We start from the raw sequence: 16,577 nt of genomic DNA, 5'->3' as shown, positions 1-16,577 counted from the left end.
CATCCGCAGTCTACGACTCCCGCCGTGCCAGAGCGAACCCTCGACATTCCACGTTTCCCCTAGCCACAGCCTTATTAGTGGAAAGATTTCCGCAATGCCTGCGTGGTGTTATTCATCTGTGACTCGCGGGTCGGTGGACTGCCGGAACCGCCCGGCCGGGTTGCGCCGACGGGCTAGAGTGCCGGGGTGATGCAGCCCGCCTCGCTCCCGCCCGTCCCCCGCCTGCGCGCGGTCACCACCCCGCTCGACGACCCGGGCCCCCTGCAGGACTTCCTCCCGGCCGCCGGGGCGAGCGCCTGGTTCCATCGCGAGGCCACCGGCGCGGGCGGCGGGGAGCCTCGCGAGGACGGCGTGATCGGGCTCGGCGTGGCCGCCCGGTGCGAGGTGGACTCGTTGGCCGAGGCCGATGCCTGGTGGCGGGCGGTGGTGGCCGCGATGCCCGACCCGGGACCGGACGATCTGCCCTCGGGGGTCGGGCCGCTGGCCTTCGGCTCCTTCACCTTCGACCGGGACCACACCGCCCGCCGCTCGGTGCTGGTGGTGCCCGCCATGGTGCTCGGCAGTCGGGACGGCCGGCACTGGATGACCCGGATCGCGCCGGCCGACCGGCCGCTGCCGGAGCCGGCACTGCCGCCCCGGGCGCCGTCCCCGGTCGGTCCCGGGGAGGTGTCCTGGTCGGATGGGGCGATGTCCGGCCCGGAGTGGGAGGAGGCGGTGGCCACCGCCGTCCGCCGGATCGACGGCGGAGGCCTGCAGAAGGTCGTCCTGGCTCGGGACGTCGTCGCCACGACCGTGGACCGGATCGACCCGCGGTGGCTGGTCGAGCGGCTCGGGCCGAGGTATCCGCGGTGCTGGACCTTCTGGGTCGACGACATGGTCGGCGCCACCCCCGAGATGCTGGTCCGGGTCGACCAGGGGCTGGTCACCTCACGGGTGCTCGCCGGCACCATCTGGCGCGGGGCGATGGGTCCGAAGCGGCGAACCGTGGGCGAGACCGGCCACCGGGGGGTGGAGGACACCCTCTCGTCCAGGGCGATCGCCGAGGTGCTCTCCCAGTCGGAGAAGAACCTCGGCGAGCATGCGCTGGCGGTCGAGTCGGTGGCCCGGGCGCTGGCACCGTACTCGACCAGCATGAACGTGCCGGAGACCCCGTACGTCCTGGAGCTGCCCAACGTGATGCACCTGGCCACCGACGTCAACGCGGCGGTCCGGCCTGGCACCACCGCGCTGGCGCTGGCCGCGGCGCTGCACCCGAGCGCCGCGGTGTGCGGCACCCCGACCGACGCCGCCCGGGCCACCATCGCCGAGATCGAGGGCCTGGACCGGGGCCGCTACTCAGGGCCGGTCGGCTGGATCGACGCGCACGGCAACGGGGAATGGGCGATCGCGCTGCGCTGTGGCCGGCTGCTCCCGGACGGGCGCTCGATCGAGCTGTTCGCCGGCTGCGGGATCGTCGCCGACTCCGAGCCGGCCAACGAGCTGGCCGAGTCGAACGCGAAGCTCGTCCCGATGCGGGATGCCCTGGAGGAGCAGCGGGACTGACGTTCCCGCGGGAACGTCAGCGGCCGCGGGCGCCGACGCGAGCAAGCCGAATCGTGAGGGTCGAACCGCGGCGCGGCTCAGCGGAACGGCAGCGCCCGGCGGTACTGGACCGGGAACCGGCTCGGCCCGCCGTCCAGGTGCGCCTGCCAGCGGGCCGGCGCGTACGGGTCGCGGAGCAGCTCCCGGGCGACCATCACGGCGTCCGCCCGGCCCTCGACCAGGACCCCCTCGGCCTGGTCGGCGTCGACGATGATCCCGACCGTGCTGACCGGGATCCCGACCACCTCCCGGATCCCCTCGGCGAATCGCACCTGGTAGCCGGGCCCGACCGTCGTCGGCCGGGACCGCGGTGAGACACCGCCGGTGGACACGTCGATCAGGTCCACCCCGTGCTCCTCCAGCAGTCCGGCGAAGCTGCGGGTCTGCTCCAGCGTCCAGCTGTCCTCCTCAATGCCGCTCTCGGCGAACCAGTCGGTGGCCGAGACCCGGTAGAGCACCGGGACGTCGGGGCCGACCTCGTCGCGGACCGCGTCGACGACGGCCAGCGGCAGCCGGACCCGGCCCTCGAAGGAGCCGCCCCAGTCGTCGGCCCGCCGGTTGGTGAGCGGGGAGCAGAACTGATGCAGCAGGTAGCCGTGGGCGCCGTGGATCTCGACGGTGTCGAAGCCCGCCTCCAGCGCGCGGCGGGCCGCGGACCGGAAGCCCTCGATCACCGAGACGATGTCGGCGGCGGTCATCGCCCGCGGGGTGGCGTGCTGTTCGTCGAAGGCGAGGGCGCTCGGGGCAACAGGGACCCAGCCACCCTGCTGCGCCGGCAGCGTGCCGACGCCGGCCCACGGCTGCCAGGTGCCGGCCTTGCGGCCGGCATGGTTCAGTTGGATGCCGACCATCGCGCCGAGCCGGTGGCACAGGTCGACGATCGGCGCGAACGCATCCGCCTGCGCGTCGTTCCACAGCCCGAGGTCCCACGGCGAGATCCGCCCCACCGGCAGCACGCCGGTCGACTCCACCATCACCAGGCCCGCTCCGCCGGCAGCCCGGGAGGCGAGATGCTGCAGGTGGAAGTCCGTCGGGCAGCCCGCCGAGGCACCGGAGGACGCCGCGGAGTACATGCACATCGGGGACATCCAGACCCGGTTCGGGAGGGTCGTACCCCGCAGGGTCAGCGGCGTGAACAGTTGCGACATGCGACGAGGGTAGACCTGAGGGCGGTCCGGCCGACGAGGACGTAGGTCCGCGGTCCGTGGCATATTGGGCCCGTGCCCCGAGGAGACGACAAGACCGACTACCGCGCGACGCTGGCGAAGCGCCGTCACGACGTGGCGATGATGTTCGACGGGGTGGCCCGCCGCTACGACCTCGCCAACGACGTCCTCTCGCTGGGGCAGGTCCGCTGGTGGCGCGACGCGACGAAGCGGGCGCTCGACCCTCGTCCGGGCCAGCTGATCCTCGACCTGGCCGCCGGCACCGGCACGTCGAGCCTCTCCTTCGCCGCATCGGGCGCGACGGTCGTCCCCACCGACCTGTCGCTGGGCATGCTGCGGGTCGGCAAGGAGCGCCACCCCGAGCTGGGCTTCATCGCCGGTGACGCGCTCCGGTTGCCGTACGCGGACGGTGCTTTCGACGCCGTCACCGCCTCGTACGGGTTGCGCAACATGGAGGACACCGTCGGCGCGCTGCGGGAGCTGCGGCGGATCACCCGGCCCGGCGGGCGGATCGTGATCTGCGAGTTCTCCACCCCGACCTGGGCGCCGTTCGCCACGCTCTACAAGGAGTACCTGATGGAGGCGCTGCCGCGGATCGCCGGCGCAGTCTCCTCCAACCCGTCCGCGTACGTCTACCTGGCGGAGTCGATCCAGGCCTGGCCGGACCAGGAGCGGCTGGCCGGCCTGTTCGCCGACGCCGGCTGGCGCGACGTCCAGTGGGAGAACCTCACCGGCGGCATCGTCGCGGTGCACCGCGCCTGGGCCTGACCCTCCGATGGCTGGTCTCGTCCTCGACGCGTACGCCGCGCGCAGTTGCGCGGTGAAGACGCACAACCTCTTCGATCCCCGGGCCCACCCGGCGACCCCGCCGGTGGACCCCTCGGTCGAGGAGACCTTCGACGACGGGCCGAGTCACGCCGACCGGGTGATCGCTGCGATCCTGGCCGCCGCCCGCCGCACCGGCAGCCCGCGGGTGGTGGACCTGCGGGACGGGGCACACGATCCCTGGGCGGAGCGGGAGGCCGCCCGCCGCACCGGCAGCCCGCGGGTGGTGGACCTGCGGGACGGGGCACACGATCCCTGGGCGGAGCGGGAGGCCGCCTGCCGGGCGGCGATGCTCGGCGGCGCCGACGTGATCATCCACGGGATCGTCCCGCTGGACCTGGCCGGGCACCGCAGCGGCCGGGCGGACCTGTGGGTGCGCGGGGCCGACACCGCCGACGGCCGGCCGGGCTACGTACCGGTGGAGATCAAAGCCCACCGGGTGCAGGAGCTGCGCCGGTCCGGCCGGGACCACACCTTCGCCGTGCCGGTCTCCGGCCTCGGCACCCCCTCCCCGCTGCGGGCCCGACCCGCCGACTCGCGAGCGATCCGGGTCACCAGTCGGGAGGGCGACCTGCTGCAGGTCGCGCACTACTGGCGGCTGCTGGAATCGGCCGGCTTCGCCGCGGCCGGCCGGCCGCTCGGCGGGATCATCGGCACCGACGACGTCCCGGGGCGCGGGATGGCGATCACCTGGGTCGACCTCGCCGAACCGATGGTGCGGACATTCTCCCGACACTCCCCGGAGGGCTGGACCCGGCGCAGTGTGCTGGAGCGCTACGACCACGAGCACGACTTCCGGGTCCGGGTCGCCCAGATCGCCCGGCAGCAGGGCCAGCCGGACCCGCCGGATCCGCTGGTGCTGCCGATCGTCAACAAGGAGTGCCCGCGCTGTGACTGGTGGGAGACCTGCCGGCCCCGGCTCGACGACCATGACCTGAGTCTGAAGATCGACAAGTCCCCGCTGGACATCCGGGAGATCTCGGTGCTGCGGCGGCTGGGGATCAACACCATCGACGACCTGGCGGTGATCGACCTCGCCGAGCTGATGCCCCGCTACCTGCCGGAGGTGCAGCACCGGCCGGGCGCCGACCGGCGGCTCGAACTCGCTGCCCACCGGGCCCGGCTGATGGCCGCCGGCAAGACCCTGGAGCGGATCACCACCGGGCCGATCGTGGTGCCGCGCGCCGACCTGGAGATCGACCTGGACATCGAGAACGCCGAGGACGACCGGGTCTACCTGTGGGGGTTCCTGGTCACCGACACCGCCTCGGGCGAGCGGTACTACCGTCACTTCAGCGCGTTCGCCGACCTGGACGACACGGGTGAGGTGCGGCTGGCGGTCGAGGCGATGGCCTGGCTGCTGGGGATGGCAGCGGGGCCGCGGACCGTCCGGGTCTATCACTACTCGGCGTACGAGGTCACCCGGCTGGGCCGGCTGGCCGAGCGCAGCGGCGATCCGGTGCTGGCCCGGGCCCATACGTTCGCCCGGGACCACTTCGTCGACCTGTTCAGCACCGTACGGGAGCACTGGTTCGGCACCCACGGGTTGGGCCTGAAGGTGGTGGCGCACGAGGGACCGGGGTTCAGTTGGCGCGACGACGACCCGGGTGGCCTGAACTCCCAGGCGTGGTTCGCCGAGGCGGTGCACGCCGACGACGACGCGGAGCGGGAGGCCTCGCGCTGCCGGGTGCTGGAGTACAACGAGGACGACGTCCGGGCCACCGCCGCGCTGCGGGAGTGGTTACCGACGGCCTGAGCCGCGCGGATTTACTCGCCTTTCGGCCATCGTGGCAGCAGGCGGGCGCTGGTTATGCTCGAAGCGCCCGCCGTGGACAGCCACCCGGCGGACCGCTGCCGAACGGAGGACGTCCCATGACCGACGCCACACCTCGGATCATTGTGCTGGCCGCGATGGGCTTCGTCGCCGCCTTCCTGCTGGGCGGCTGGCTCACCGGCACCGTGGGCGGAGCCGGCTGGGGCGTGTCCCTCGCCATGGCCGCGGCCCTCGGCATCGCCGGCGCCGGTCTCCAGTTGCTGCTGTTGGCCGTCCGCCGCCGCGAGCAACTGGAACACCCCGAAGGCTGACCGGCCCTCACCCCCGCGGGACCGCCGCTCACCCTGCGGATCGCGCCAGCTCCCGCAGCCGTGCCTCCAGGTCGCGCCGGTCGGCCCGGCTGATCGGCACCTCCAGCAGTTCGCGTCCGTGCACCGGGGCGGCCAGCGCGCCGGCCAGCGCCTCGCGGGTGATGATCCGCCGGCGGCGCCAGCCGTACGCCCCGGCCAGCGCGCCGAAGTCGACCCCGTGCGGGGTGGCGAACAGCCGCTCGAAGGCCCCCGCGTACGCCCCGGTGTCGTAGCGCGGGTCGCCCTGCTCGAGGGTGTGGAAGATCGAGCCGCCGTCGTCGTTGACCAGCACCACCCGCAGGTCCGGCGCCTGTTCGGTCGGGCCGATCAGCAGGCCGCCGGCGTCGTGGGCCAGCGAGACGTCCCCGATCAGCACGGTCACCGGCCGACCGAGGCCGAGCCCGGCCCCGGTGGCGGTGGAGAGCAGGCCGTCGATGCCGGACAGGCCGCGGTTGCCGAGCACCAGCCCCGGGTCCGCCCGGGTGGGGGCCAGATCGGCGTCGCGCATCGGCTGCGAGTTACCGAGCAGCAGCAGGTCCTCGGTGGGGACCGAGGCGACCACCGCCGCGGCGATCTCCGGGCCGGTCAGCGCGGGCTGTGTCGCCAGCAGCGCGGCCAGGTCGGCGGTGACCCGACGATCGGCAGCCTGCCAGGCCGCCAGCCAGCCCGGGTCACCGGCCGGCAGCAGCACCTCGTCGGCCACCACCGCGGCGTGCAGGCCGACGTCGCTCCAGTCCGAACCGTCGGCGACCACGACGACCTCGACATCGGGGCGGGCGAGCAGCCGCATCACCGGCCGGGACAGGGTCGGCCGGCCGTACACGACCACCCGCTCGATCCGCTCCGCCAGCGGCGTGTCGAGCAGCAGCCGGTAGCCGGACAGGGCGCTGCCGGCCCGGGCATTGGAGGCCGGCCCGGCGAGCAGCGGGACCCCCGCCTCCTCAGCGACGCGGCGGGCCCGGGCGCCGGTGGCCTGGCCGCCGCTGCCGACCAGCACCACGGTGCGCGGGCCGGGAGCCAGCTCGGTCAGCATGCCGGCGCCGAGCGGGGCGATGGCCGGTGACTCCACGTCGAGCCAGGACAGGTCGTCGTCGGCCGGGTCCGGGACGAGCGGCTCGGCGAACCGGACGTTGAGATGGCCCGGGCCGGGCAGCCGGTTCCGTACGCCGGTGGCGGCGGCCAGCACCCGGGCGACCTGGTGGCGTACGGCCCGGGCGCCGGAGTCCGCCTCCAGGTTGGCCTCGGCCCGGACGAAGGTGCCGAAGATCCCGAGCTGGTGGGTGGTCTGGTTCGCCCCGGAGTCGAGCATGCCGTTCGGTCGATCGGCCGACACGGCGATCAGCGGGACCCCGGTGTGGGCGGCCTCCATCATCGCCGGCAGCAGATTGCCGACGGCGGTGCCCGAGGTGGTCAGCACCGGCACCGGCCGGCCGGTGACCCGGGCGATGCCGTACGCCGTGAACCCCGCCACCCGCTCGTCGAGCCGGACGTGCAGCCGCAACCGGCCGGCCACCTCGGCCCGGTGGGCGGCGAGCAGCAGCGGAGTGTTGCGGGACCCCGGGGACACCACCAGGTGCTCGACACCGTTGGCGACGAGGTGGCCGATGACGGCCCTGGCAAGGACAGTGGACGGGTTCATGCGGCCTCCCTGACCGACCTGCTGGCGGCCGGCTCCGCGGCGGTGCGTGGACTCACCGGCTCAGGCTAGCCGTCTCCGCCAGCCGCCGGGCCCAGCGCGCCCGGGCGTCGGGACCGGCGGCCAGCGCCGCCAGCCGGGCCGGGCTGGGCTCCGGGCGGCGGACGTCCAGCCAGCCGTCGACGGCGACCAGCGGATCGTCCACCACGTCGTCGACGAGCAGCCGGGAGGTGTTGAGCCCGCAGGCGTACGGCAGCTCCGGCAGCGCCGCGGCCAGGGCCAGACCGGCCGCCAGGCCGACCGAGGTCTCCAGCGCGCTGGACACCACGACCGGCAGGCCGAGGCGGTCGGCGAGCTCCAGGCAGGCGCGTACGCCGCCGAGCGGCTGCACCTTGAGCACCGCGACATCGGCGGCCGCCAGGGCCACCACCCGCTCCGGGTCGCCCGAGCGGCGGATCGACTCGTCGGCGGCGATCGGCACGTCGACGCCGTCGTGGGCGAGGTGGCGGCGCAGCGCGGCGAGGTCCTCGGTGGTCGGGCAGGGCTGTTCGGCGTACTCGAGCTCGAACCGGGCCAGCGCCTTGAGGTGACGCCGGGCGGTGGGCACGTCCCAGGCGCCGTTCGCGTCGATCCGGACCCGGCCCGCCGGTCCCAGTGCGTCGCGGACCGCCTCCAGCCGGGCGATGTCGTCGGCAATGTCGGAGCGCGGGTCGGCGACCTTGACCTTCGCCGTCCGGCACCCGGAGTCCAGCACCAGCGCGTGGGCCTGCTCGGGCGCGACGACCGGGACGGTGACGTTGACCGGCACCCGGTCCCGCACCGGAGCGGGCCAGGGCTGGTCGGCGGCCTCCCGGGCGGCGGCGAGCCACGGCACCAACTCGGTGCCACGGTAGTCGAGGAACGGGCTCCACTCCGTCCAGCCCGCCGGCCCTTGCCAGAGCAGTCCCTCGCGGACCTCGATCCCCCGGAACCGGGTGCGCAGCGGGATCGAGTAGGCGTACGTCTCCATGCCTCGACCCTATGCCGGACCGACGCACTGTCCCCCGTCGTACGCTGGACGCCGTGTCGTCCACCCCACTGCGCCTGTTGCCGACCGCCGGGCTGTCCGCCGAGGAGCTGACCGCCGCTTTCGCCGGGGCGCTGGAGGGGGCGTACGTCCTCGCTCCGCTGCCGCCGGATCCGGTCGAGGCAGCGGCGGTGGAACGGATGCTCACCGCGGCCGGGCCGGGAGCGGTGCCGGACGATGTGACGCTGGTGGTCTCCACCTCGGGATCGACCGGCGCCCCGAAGGGCGTGATGCTGTCCGCGACGGCGATCCGGGCCGGTGCCGCCGCGACCGACGCGCGACTGGGCGGACCCGGCGAATGGTCCCTGGCACTCGGGGCGCACTACGTGGCCGGCGCGATGGTGGTCTGCCGAGCGCTGCTGGCCGGCACCGCGCTGCACCTGGTCCCGCCGCACCTGGCGGGCCTCTCGGCGGCGACCGTACGCCCGGGCGCGCGGCACTATCTGTCGGTCGTCCCCACCCAACTGGCCCGGCTGCGCGACGACGACGCGGCGCTGACAGCGCTGGCCGGCTTCGACGCGATCCTGCTCGGCGGGGCCGCGGCGGACCCGGAGTTGCTGGCCGGGCTCCGGGCCCGGGGCCTGCGGATCGTCACGACGTACGGGATGAGCGAGACCAGCGGCGGCTGCGTGTACGACGACCGCCCGCTGGACGGGGTCGGGGTGCGGTCCGAGGTCGCCGATGGGCGGCTGACGATCACCGGCCCGATGCTGTTCTCCGGCTACCTGGGCCGCCCCGACCTGACCGCCGAGGTGCTCCGGATCGATCCCGCCGGCCGCCGGACGCTGCTCACCGGCGATCGCGGCGAGGTCGCCGCCGACGGCACCGTAGGGGTCCTCGGCCGGCTCGACGACGTGGTGATCTCCGGCGGGCTCAACGTCGACCTGGCCGCAGTCCAGACGGCCGCCCGGCGGACCCTGGGCAGCACCGAACTGGTGGCACTGGGGGTCCCGGACCCGGTCTGGGGCACCCGGGTGGTCGTCGTGACGACCGTACGGACCTCGCTACCCGGCCTGCGGGCGGCGCTGGCTCCACTGCTGGCACACCACGCGCTGCCCCGCGGCCTGGCCCGGCTCGAGGTGCTGCCGACGACCAGTAGTGGCAAGATCGACCGGCGGGCGCTGATCGCGGCCTGGGGAACGATGGACGAGGAGCTGGCGTGACGACGATGGCTGATTGGGTCGAGGGTGCCCGGTTGCGGACCCTGCCGGCGGCGGTCAGCCCGGTCCTGGCCGGCACCGGCGCGGCCGTCGCGGCGGGGGCATTCCGGCCGGTCCAGGCGGTGCTGGCGCTGGTGGTGGCGCTGGCCCTCCAGGTCGGGGTGAACTACGCCAACGACTACTCCGACGGCATCCGTGGCACCGACTCCGCCGAGCGGGTCGGCCCGCAACGCCTCGTCGGTTCCGGGGCCGCGCCGGCAGCGACGGTGAAGCGGGCGGCGTTCGGCTGTTTCGGCCTGGCCGGGGTGGCCGGGCTGGCGCTGGTGATCCTCACCCAGCAGTGGTGGCTGCTGGCGGTCGGCGTCGCCTGCGTGCTGGCCGCCTGGTATTACACCGGCGGGAAGCACCCGTACGGCTACCTGGGTCTGGGCGAGCTCTTCGTCTTCGTGTTCTTCGGGCTGGTCGCGGTGTGCGGCACGACGTACGTGCAGGTCGGCGCGGTGACGCTGCCCAGCCTGTTCGCGGCGATCGCGATCGGCGCACTGGCCTGCGCAATCCTGGTGACCAACAACCTGCGTGACCTCGACACCGACATCATCGCCGGCAAGCACACCCTGGAGACCCGGCTCGGCGACCGCGGCAGCCGGCTGCTGTTCGTCGCGCTGTTGGTCGTGACCGTGCTCGCCGTGGTGGCCGTGGCGGCCACCTCGGGGCGCTGGTGGTCCCTGCTCGGGCTGGCGTTCGTCGTGCCGCTGGCCGGCCCCACCCGGGCGCTGCTGGCCGGGGCCACCGGCCTGCCGCTGGTGCGGGTGCTGAAGCTGACCGGCATCGCCGAGCTGATCGCCGCGGCCGGGCTGCTGGTGGGCCTGTCGATCCCGGCCTGAGGTCGGCCCGCCCCCGAAGCGTACGCCCGCCCCGCCCCGTCCCGCCTCGCCCCGGGCACCGGATCGTTCCGGGCCGGCATCGAGTCGCCTACAATTCCGGCATGATGCGCTACCTGCCCATCCTGATCGCCATCATGTTGGCGATCTACTGCATCACCGATCTGGCCCAGACCGAGCCGGTGAAGGTCAACTTCATGCCGAAGTGGATGTGGTTCGTGGCGATCGTGGTGCTCCCGTTCGTCGGCGGGTTGGCCTGGCTGATCTTCGGCCGCGGCTCCTTCGGCGGGGGCGGTGGAGGCGGCGGGGACCCACAGGATCAGGCCCCGGACAACGATCCGGAGTTCCTGCGCCGGCTCTGACGGAGCGGGTGGCCGGCGCTCCCCGCCCGATGAGCACGGTAGTAGATCCCCACTCGGTCACCGCCGATCAACTCGATCGGGAACTCCAGCCCGAACACCTCCGCCATCATGGCGGGGGTGATCAGTTCCTCGACCGGCCCCTCCCCCACCAGCCGGCCGTCACGCATCGCGACGATCCGATCCGACCACACCGACGCGAAGTTGATGTCGTGCACCACGATCACGACGGTCTTGCCCAGGTCGTCGGCAAGCCGGCGGAGCAGCCGCATCATCGCCACCCCGTGGGCCATGTCGAGGTTGTTGAGCGGTTCGTCGAGCAGGATGTACTCGGTGTCCTGGGCGAGCACCATCGCCACGTACGCGCGTTGCCGCTGGCCGCCGGAGAGCTCGTCGAGATAGCGGTCGGCCAGCCCGGTGAGGTCCAGGAACCCCAGTGCCTCGTCGATCCGGGCCAGGTCCGTCGGCCCCGGCCGGCCCCCGGAGTGCGGGAAGCGGCCCATCGACACCAGGTCGCGGACGGTGAGCCGGACCGCCAGGTGGTTCTCCTGGCGGAGGATGGCCAGCCGGCGGGCGAGTTCCCGGCTGTCGCAGCGGGCGACGTCCAGCCCGTCGACGCGGATCGTGCCGGCCTCCACCGGATGCAGTCGGGCGATGGTGGCCAGCAGGGTCGACTTTCCGGCGCCGTTCGGCCCGATCAGCGAGGTGATGCCGCCGGCCTGCAGGGTCAGGTCGACGTCGTGCACGACCCGGGTGCGGCCGTAGGAGGTGCTGACCTGGGAGATCTCGATCATGGGGACGATCCTCAGCGGGGGCGACGGGTGAGCAACAACAGGAAGGCCAGGCCGCCGAGGAACTCCACCGCGACGGCCAGCACGGAATCGAGCCCGAGGACCCGTTCCAGCAGCAGTTGGCCGGCGACCAGCACGACGAAGGCGACCCCGATCGCGGCCGGGACGGTCGTCCGGTGCCAGCCGGTGCGGACCAGCCGATAGCCGAGGTGGACGACCAGCAGACCGAAGAAGGTGGTGGGGCCGACCAGCGCGGTCGACACCGACACCAGCACAGCGGCCATCACCAGCACGACCACGGTCATCCGCCGGTGGTCGACGCCGAGGCTGATCGCCGGATCGTGCCCCAGTGACATCACGTCGAGGCGCGGGAACAGCCGCCGGGCGGCGACGGCGACCAGCCCGACGACAACGGCGGCGATGCCGAGCAGGGTGGTGTCCGCGTCGGTGAAGTCGGCGAACATGGCGTCCTGCACGACGACGAACTCGGTCGGGTCGAGGATCCGTTGGACGAACTGGGTCAGCGAGCGGAAGAACACCCCGCAGACCATGCCGATCAGCACCAGCAGGTGGATCCGCCGCGCCAGTCGGCCGATCAGCCAGCCGTACAGCCCCAGCGAGAAGCCGAGCATCACGGCGACCTCGAGCCCGAAGCGGGCCAGCGGCGGCAGCTGCCGGGTGGCACCGACGCCGAACACCGCCACCCCGAGGGTCTGGACGAACAGGTAGAGGGCATCGAAGCCCATCACCGAGGGGGTGAGGATCCGGTTGTGGGTGGCGGTCTGGAACAGCACGGTGGACAGCGCGATCGCGGTGCCGACGACACCGAGGGTGGCCAGCGTGGTCGCGCGCCGGGTCAGCGCGTACCCGATGTTGCCGTGCAGGCCGAGGAGCAGGTAGCCGGCGGCCGCCGCCAGGGCGAGCAGGGCTAGCAGCATCAGCCGGGACCGATCACCCACCGGTCGGGACGGGTCGCCGAGCGCGGGTCGTACGCTGCCGGTCGCGCTGTCCGGTGCGGGGGCGGCCCGACCGACGAGCGACGCGGCGGGTGGCCCGGCGGGGCGGGTCGGGCTCATCGGGCCCGCACCACCTGGCGACCGAGCAGGGCCAGGAACAGCCCGGCACCGACCACCCCGACCACGGTCCCCAGCGGGATCTCGGCCGGCGCGACGACGGTCCGGGCCACCAGGTCGGACAGCAGGACGAACGCCATCCCGCCCAGCGCGGTCCAGACCAACGATCGGCGGGCGTGGTCGCCCACCCACAGTGCGACGAGGTTGGGCACCACCAGACCGATGAACGGCACCGCGCCGACGGTGACCACCACGACCGCAGTGACGACGGACACGATCGCCAGGCCGAGGCCCATCACCGCCCGGTAGTCGAGGCCCAGGCTGGTGGTGACGTCCTCGCCGAGCCCGGCGACGGTGAACCGGTCCGCGGCCAGATAGGCCAGCAGGGTGACCGCACCGGCCGCCCAGAGCAGTTCGTAACGGCCGGCGATGACGACCGAGAAGTCGGCGGTGAGCCAGGAGGTGAGCGACTGCATGAGGTCGGTGCGCAGCGCGACGAAGGTCGTGGCGGCACTGACCACCCCACCCAGCATCAGACCGACCAGCGGCACCAGCAGCGTCTCCCGGGTCGGCAGCCCGCGGATGATCCGCAGGAACACGGCGGAGCCGACCAGCGCGGCGGCGGAGGCGGCGGCCATCCGGACGATCAGCGGGGCGTCCGGCACGACCAGGGTGGCGGCCACGATGCCCAGCCCGGCGAACTCGGTGGTGCCGGCGGTGGACGGTTCGGTGAACCGGTTGCGGGCCAACAGCTGCATGATCGTGCCGGCGACGGCCATCGCCGCCCCGGCCAGCAGCAGCGCGACCGTCCGCGGCACCCGGCTCTGCACCAGCAGCATCTGCTGGGTCTCGTCGTGCAGCACCGTCGCGGGATGCAGCTGCCCGACGCCGACGAACAGGCTGATCCCGGTCAGGCCGGCGACGAGCAGCACGCCGAGGGTGAGCAGGCCGGCGGAGGCCGCGCGGCCCCGCCGGGGGCGTACGCCCGCCACCGGGCCGGCGGACGGGCCGGCGGGGTCGGTGACCTGACGTACGTCCCGCGACGGGGCGAGGGTGCGGGCGCTCATCACCCCGCGACGGCCGTCCGGACGTCGTCGATCATCGAGCGGGTGGTGTTCAGGCCGTTGCCGATGACGTACCACTCGACGCCGTCGAGCGGCACGATGTGGCCCTCTCGGCCGGCGGTGGTGCGGTTGACCAGATCGGTGTCGAGCACCTGCGCGGCGGGGGTGCCGCTCTGGCCGATCGCCTTGTCGCGGTCGATGACGAAGATCCAGTCGGGGTCGGCGGTGGCGATGAACTCGTACGACACCACCTGGCCGTGGGCGTCGACCTTCAGGTCGGGGGCGGCGGCCGGCATCCCCAGGTCGTCGTGGATCAGGCCGAAGCGGGAGCCGGGGCCGAAGGCGGAGATCTTGCCGCCGGAGACCATCAGGACCAGCGCGTCGCCCTTGCCGGCGACCGCGCCGCGGGTGTCCTGGATCAGGGTGTCGATCCCGGCGAGCCGGTCGGCGGCCTCCCGCTGCTTGCCGAAGAGCTCGCCGAGGATGGTGGTCTGCTGCTCGAGGGCGTCGAGGTGGCTGGTCGTCGTCGGGGTGAGGTCGACGGTGGGGGCGATCTCGGTGAGCTTGTCGTACTGTCCGGTGGCGCGGGCGCCGACGACGATCACGTCGGGGTCCCCGGCGGCGACCTGCTCGAGCTTGAGTTCCTGGGGAGTGCCGAGGTCCTCGGCGCCGGTGAACTTCTGCTTCAGGTCGTCGGGGATCCGGGTCAGCGTCGCCCCGGCCACCGGCACCTCGAGGGCGGCGAGGGTGTCGAGGGCGGCCCAGTCGGCGACGTACGCCGTCGTCGGCCGGGTCGGGACGGTCACCGTCCCTCGGGTGTCGGTGAGCTGGCGGGTCGCGGTCGACTGATCGGCACTGCCGGTGGTCGAGCAGGCCGCGACGGTGGTCAGGGCGGTCAGCGCGGCGGCGGCGATGGCGATCCGGCGAAGGGGGCGCATGGGTCTCCTCGGGAGTGGGGCCGAAGCCCGTGGGCAAGTGAGGGTGACCTTACTGAGAGGACACTGAGTAAGGCAAGCCTTGCCTAAATAGACGCGGTGGGTGTGCCGACCCGCGGGACTTCCCCTGGGCTCCCCTGTCGCGGCGACTCGGCCTGGCCGGCTACTCCGCGGCCGGGGCCTCCGCGGGGGCCCCGGCCGGGGCCGCCGCCATCAGTGCCGAGGCGGTCGCGTCGTCGGGTGCCTCCGATGCGGCACGCTGTGCCTCCGCCTCGCGGCGGTAGCGATCCTTCTCGCGTTCCAGAGTGGTGGCGTCCCAGCCGAGCAGCGGGGCGACGATGTCGCCGACCTCGTCCAGCGCGGCGCAGCCCCCGTCGGGCAGCTCGTACGCCAGCCGGACCCGCCGGCGCAGCACATCGGCCAGGTGCAGGGCGCCTTCGTGGGTCACCGCGAAGGCGGCCTCGGCCCGCAGGTAGGTCGGGGCGGCTGTCAGCGGGCGACCGAGCCCGGGGTCCTCCCGGATCAGATCGGCGATGGTCGTCAGCTCCGACCCGTAGCGGGAGAGCAGGTGCTCGGTGCGGTGCCGGTCCCACCCCATCCGGCGGGCGACCGGGCCGGCCTGCGCCCGGGTGGCCTCGTAGCCGACCGCGCCGACCAACTGGATCCGCCGGGTGATCGAGGGCTGCGCCCGGGTCCGTTCGGGGCCGAGGGCGAAGTCGACCGCGTCCTCGGCCATCCTGCGGTAGGTGGTGAGCTTGCCGCCGGCGATCGCCGAGAGGCCGGGGGCGATCCGGGCGACGGTGTGTTCGCGGGAGACCTTGGCGGAGTCGCCGGGGGTGGCGGCGAGCGGTTGGAGCAGCGGCCTCAGGCCGGCGTACGACGCGAGGATGTCGTCGCGGGTCAGCCGGGAGCGGAGCACGGCGTTGGCCTGGTCGAGGATGTAGTCGATGTCGGCCGCGGTGGCCACAGGGGTCTCGGGCTGTTCGGTCCAGGCGGTGTCGGTGGTGCCGATCACCCAGTGGTCGGGCCACGGGATGATGAACAGCACCGACGTCGAGGTGCGCAGGAACAGGCCGGTGCGGCCCCGGATCCGCTCCTTCGGCACGACGATGTGCACCCCCTTGGAGGCCAGCACCCTGAGACCCCGGGCCGTGGGGCCGGCCAGCCGCTCGGTCTGCTCGGTCCACACGCCGGTGGCGTTGATGATGTGCCGGGCCCGTACGGTGATCTCGCGGTCGGCCTCCAGGTCGTGCAGGACGGCCCCGGTGACCACCCCGTGCTGGCGGACGAAGTCGACCACCCGGGTCCGCGGGGCGGCCAGGGCGCCGTACGACACGGCGGTGCGGACCAGGTCGATCACCAGCCGGGCGTCGTCCACCCGGGCGTCGTAGAAGCGGATCGCGCCGGTCAGCCGCCCGGGCCGGATGTCGGGGAAGATGCCGAGCGCGCCGGCCTTGTCGTAGTGCCGCTGGATCGGCACCCGGCCGCCGTGGAACCGGGCGATCAGGTCGTACAGGCCGACGCCGAGGGCGCTGTAGCCGCGCTCGACGAGGGGGACCCGGAGCGGCCAGAGGAACGGCTGGGCGTGGACCAGATGCGGGGCGATGGTGTCCAGCAGCAGGCCACGCTCGGCGAGGGCCTCGGAGACCAGATGCAGGTCGAGCTGATAGAGGTAGCGGAGCCCGCCGTGGACGAGGCGGGAGGACCGCGACGAGGTACCGGCCGCCCAGTCCTGCATCTCGACCAGGCCGGTGCGCAGGCCGCGGGTGACGGCGTCAAGGGCGATGCCGGCGCCGGTGACGCCGCCACCGACGACCAGCAGGTCGAGGCCGCCGTCGTCGGCCATCTCTGCCAGGGCGCGTGATCGGGACTGTGCGGTGAGCGTGGACTCCTTCACGGGCACCACTATGCCAGCG

At 73.6% G+C, this 16,577-nt stretch carries 15 protein-coding genes; 7 read left to right on the top strand and 8 right to left on the bottom strand.

Annotation, left to right across the window (positions count from 1 at the left end; genetic code table 11):
- Nucleotides 1-189 precede the first annotated feature (189 nt).
- Nucleotides 190-1,542, top strand: coding sequence for an isochorismate synthase (locus tag R0145_RS02910; RefSeq protein ID WP_317840131.1), 1,353 nt, complete (start codon nucleotides 190-192; stop codon nucleotides 1,540-1,542).
- Between the two features lie 77 nt (nucleotides 1,543-1,619).
- On the opposite strand, the gene R0145_RS02905 is transcribed toward R0145_RS02910, so the two are convergent.
- A complete protein-coding gene (locus R0145_RS02905) occupies nucleotides 1,620-2,729 on the bottom strand; it encodes an NADH:flavin oxidoreductase/NADH oxidase (RefSeq protein WP_317838931.1) in 1,110 nt (369 codons plus the stop codon).
- A 72-nt stretch (nucleotides 2,730-2,801) separates the two neighbouring features.
- Between R0145_RS02905 and R0145_RS02900 the strand changes: the two genes are divergently transcribed.
- The 3 genes from R0145_RS02900 to R0145_RS02890 all read left to right on the top strand — a co-directional run bounded on the left by R0145_RS02900 (nucleotide 2,802) and on the right by R0145_RS02890 (nucleotide 5,657).
- Nucleotides 2,802-3,515: a demethylmenaquinone methyltransferase gene (locus R0145_RS02900; RefSeq protein ID WP_317838930.1), complete on the top strand. Its 714-nt coding sequence runs from the start codon at nucleotides 2,802-2,804 to the stop codon at nucleotides 3,513-3,515.
- 7 nt (nucleotides 3,516-3,522) lie between these two features.
- Nucleotides 3,523-5,328: a TM0106 family RecB-like putative nuclease gene (locus R0145_RS02895; RefSeq protein ID WP_317838929.1), complete on the top strand. Its 1,806-nt coding sequence runs from the start codon at nucleotides 3,523-3,525 to the stop codon at nucleotides 5,326-5,328.
- Between the two features lie 116 nt (nucleotides 5,329-5,444).
- Entirely contained in the window at nucleotides 5,445-5,657 is a 213-nt protein-coding gene (locus R0145_RS02890; protein ID WP_317838928.1) for a hypothetical protein, read from the top strand.
- 28 nt (nucleotides 5,658-5,685) lie between these two features.
- Here R0145_RS02890 and menD read toward each other — a convergent pair whose 3' ends face one another.
- The gene (gene menD, locus R0145_RS02885; RefSeq protein WP_317838927.1) at nucleotides 5,686-7,335 is read right to left on the bottom strand and encodes a 2-succinyl-5-enolpyruvyl-6-hydroxy-3-cyclohexene-1-carboxylic-acid synthase; all 1,650 of its coding nucleotides are present in this window, start codon (nucleotides 7,333-7,335) and stop codon (nucleotides 5,686-5,688) included.
- Nucleotides 7,336-7,387: 52 nt separating this feature from the next.
- The gene (locus R0145_RS02880) at nucleotides 7,388-8,341 is read right to left on the bottom strand and encodes an o-succinylbenzoate synthase (protein ID WP_317838926.1); all 954 of its coding nucleotides are present in this window, start codon (nucleotides 8,339-8,341) and stop codon (nucleotides 7,388-7,390) included.
- Nucleotides 8,342-8,394: 53 nt separating this feature from the next.
- Here R0145_RS02880 and R0145_RS02875 point away from each other — a divergent pair, with 53 nt between their 5' ends.
- From R0145_RS02875 to R0145_RS02865, 3 genes are all read left to right on the top strand, one after another.
- Nucleotides 8,395-9,561, top strand: a complete 1,167-nt coding sequence (locus tag R0145_RS02875; RefSeq protein ID WP_317838925.1) for an AMP-binding protein — start codon at nucleotides 8,395-8,397, stop codon at nucleotides 9,559-9,561.
- The gene (locus R0145_RS02870; RefSeq protein ID WP_317838924.1) at nucleotides 9,558-10,442 is read left to right on the top strand and encodes a 1,4-dihydroxy-2-naphthoate polyprenyltransferase; all 885 of its coding nucleotides are present in this window, start codon (nucleotides 9,558-9,560) and stop codon (nucleotides 10,440-10,442) included. Before R0145_RS02875 ends, R0145_RS02870 begins: the two co-directional genes overlap by 4 nt.
- Before the next feature lie 101 nt (nucleotides 10,443-10,543).
- On the top strand, nucleotides 10,544-10,801 hold the full coding sequence (locus R0145_RS02865) for a PLD nuclease N-terminal domain-containing protein (protein ID WP_317838923.1): 258 nt from the start codon (nucleotides 10,544-10,546) through the stop codon (nucleotides 10,799-10,801).
- Here R0145_RS02865 and R0145_RS02860 read toward each other — a convergent pair.
- From R0145_RS02860 to R0145_RS02840, 5 genes are all read right to left on the bottom strand, one after another.
- A complete protein-coding gene (locus R0145_RS02860; protein WP_317838922.1) occupies nucleotides 10,759-11,592 on the bottom strand; it encodes an ABC transporter ATP-binding protein in 834 nt (277 codons plus the stop codon). The genes R0145_RS02865 and R0145_RS02860 overlap by 43 nt on opposite strands.
- A gap of 11 nt (nucleotides 11,593-11,603) precedes the next feature.
- Nucleotides 11,604-12,665 (bottom strand): iron chelate uptake ABC transporter family permease subunit, encoded by a 1,062-nt coding sequence (locus R0145_RS02855; protein WP_317838921.1) that lies wholly within the window; start codon nucleotides 12,663-12,665, stop codon nucleotides 11,604-11,606.
- Nucleotides 12,662-13,729: an ABC transporter permease gene (locus R0145_RS02850; protein WP_317838920.1), complete on the bottom strand. Its 1,068-nt coding sequence runs from the start codon at nucleotides 13,727-13,729 to the stop codon at nucleotides 12,662-12,664. Before R0145_RS02850 ends, R0145_RS02855 begins: the two co-directional genes overlap by 4 nt.
- Complete coding sequence (locus R0145_RS02845) at nucleotides 13,729-14,664, bottom strand: siderophore ABC transporter substrate-binding protein (RefSeq protein ID WP_317838919.1); 936 nt, start codon at nucleotides 14,662-14,664, stop codon at nucleotides 13,729-13,731. The genes R0145_RS02850 and R0145_RS02845 overlap by 1 nt, the downstream gene beginning before the upstream one ends.
- 160 nt (nucleotides 14,665-14,824) lie before the next feature.
- Nucleotides 14,825-16,558: a glycerol-3-phosphate dehydrogenase/oxidase gene (locus tag R0145_RS02840; protein WP_317838918.1), complete on the bottom strand. Its 1,734-nt coding sequence runs from the start codon at nucleotides 16,556-16,558 to the stop codon at nucleotides 14,825-14,827.
- Between the last annotated feature and the right edge of the window lie 19 nt (nucleotides 16,559-16,577).

It is taken from the genome of Raineyella sp. W15-4 (assembly GCF_033170155.1).
In the GTDB taxonomy this organism is placed as follows: Bacteria; Actinomycetota; Actinomycetes; order Propionibacteriales; family Propionibacteriaceae; genus Raineyella.
Note: the sequence above shows the minus strand (reverse complement) of the source record. Positions and strands in the feature narration are given on the sequence as shown.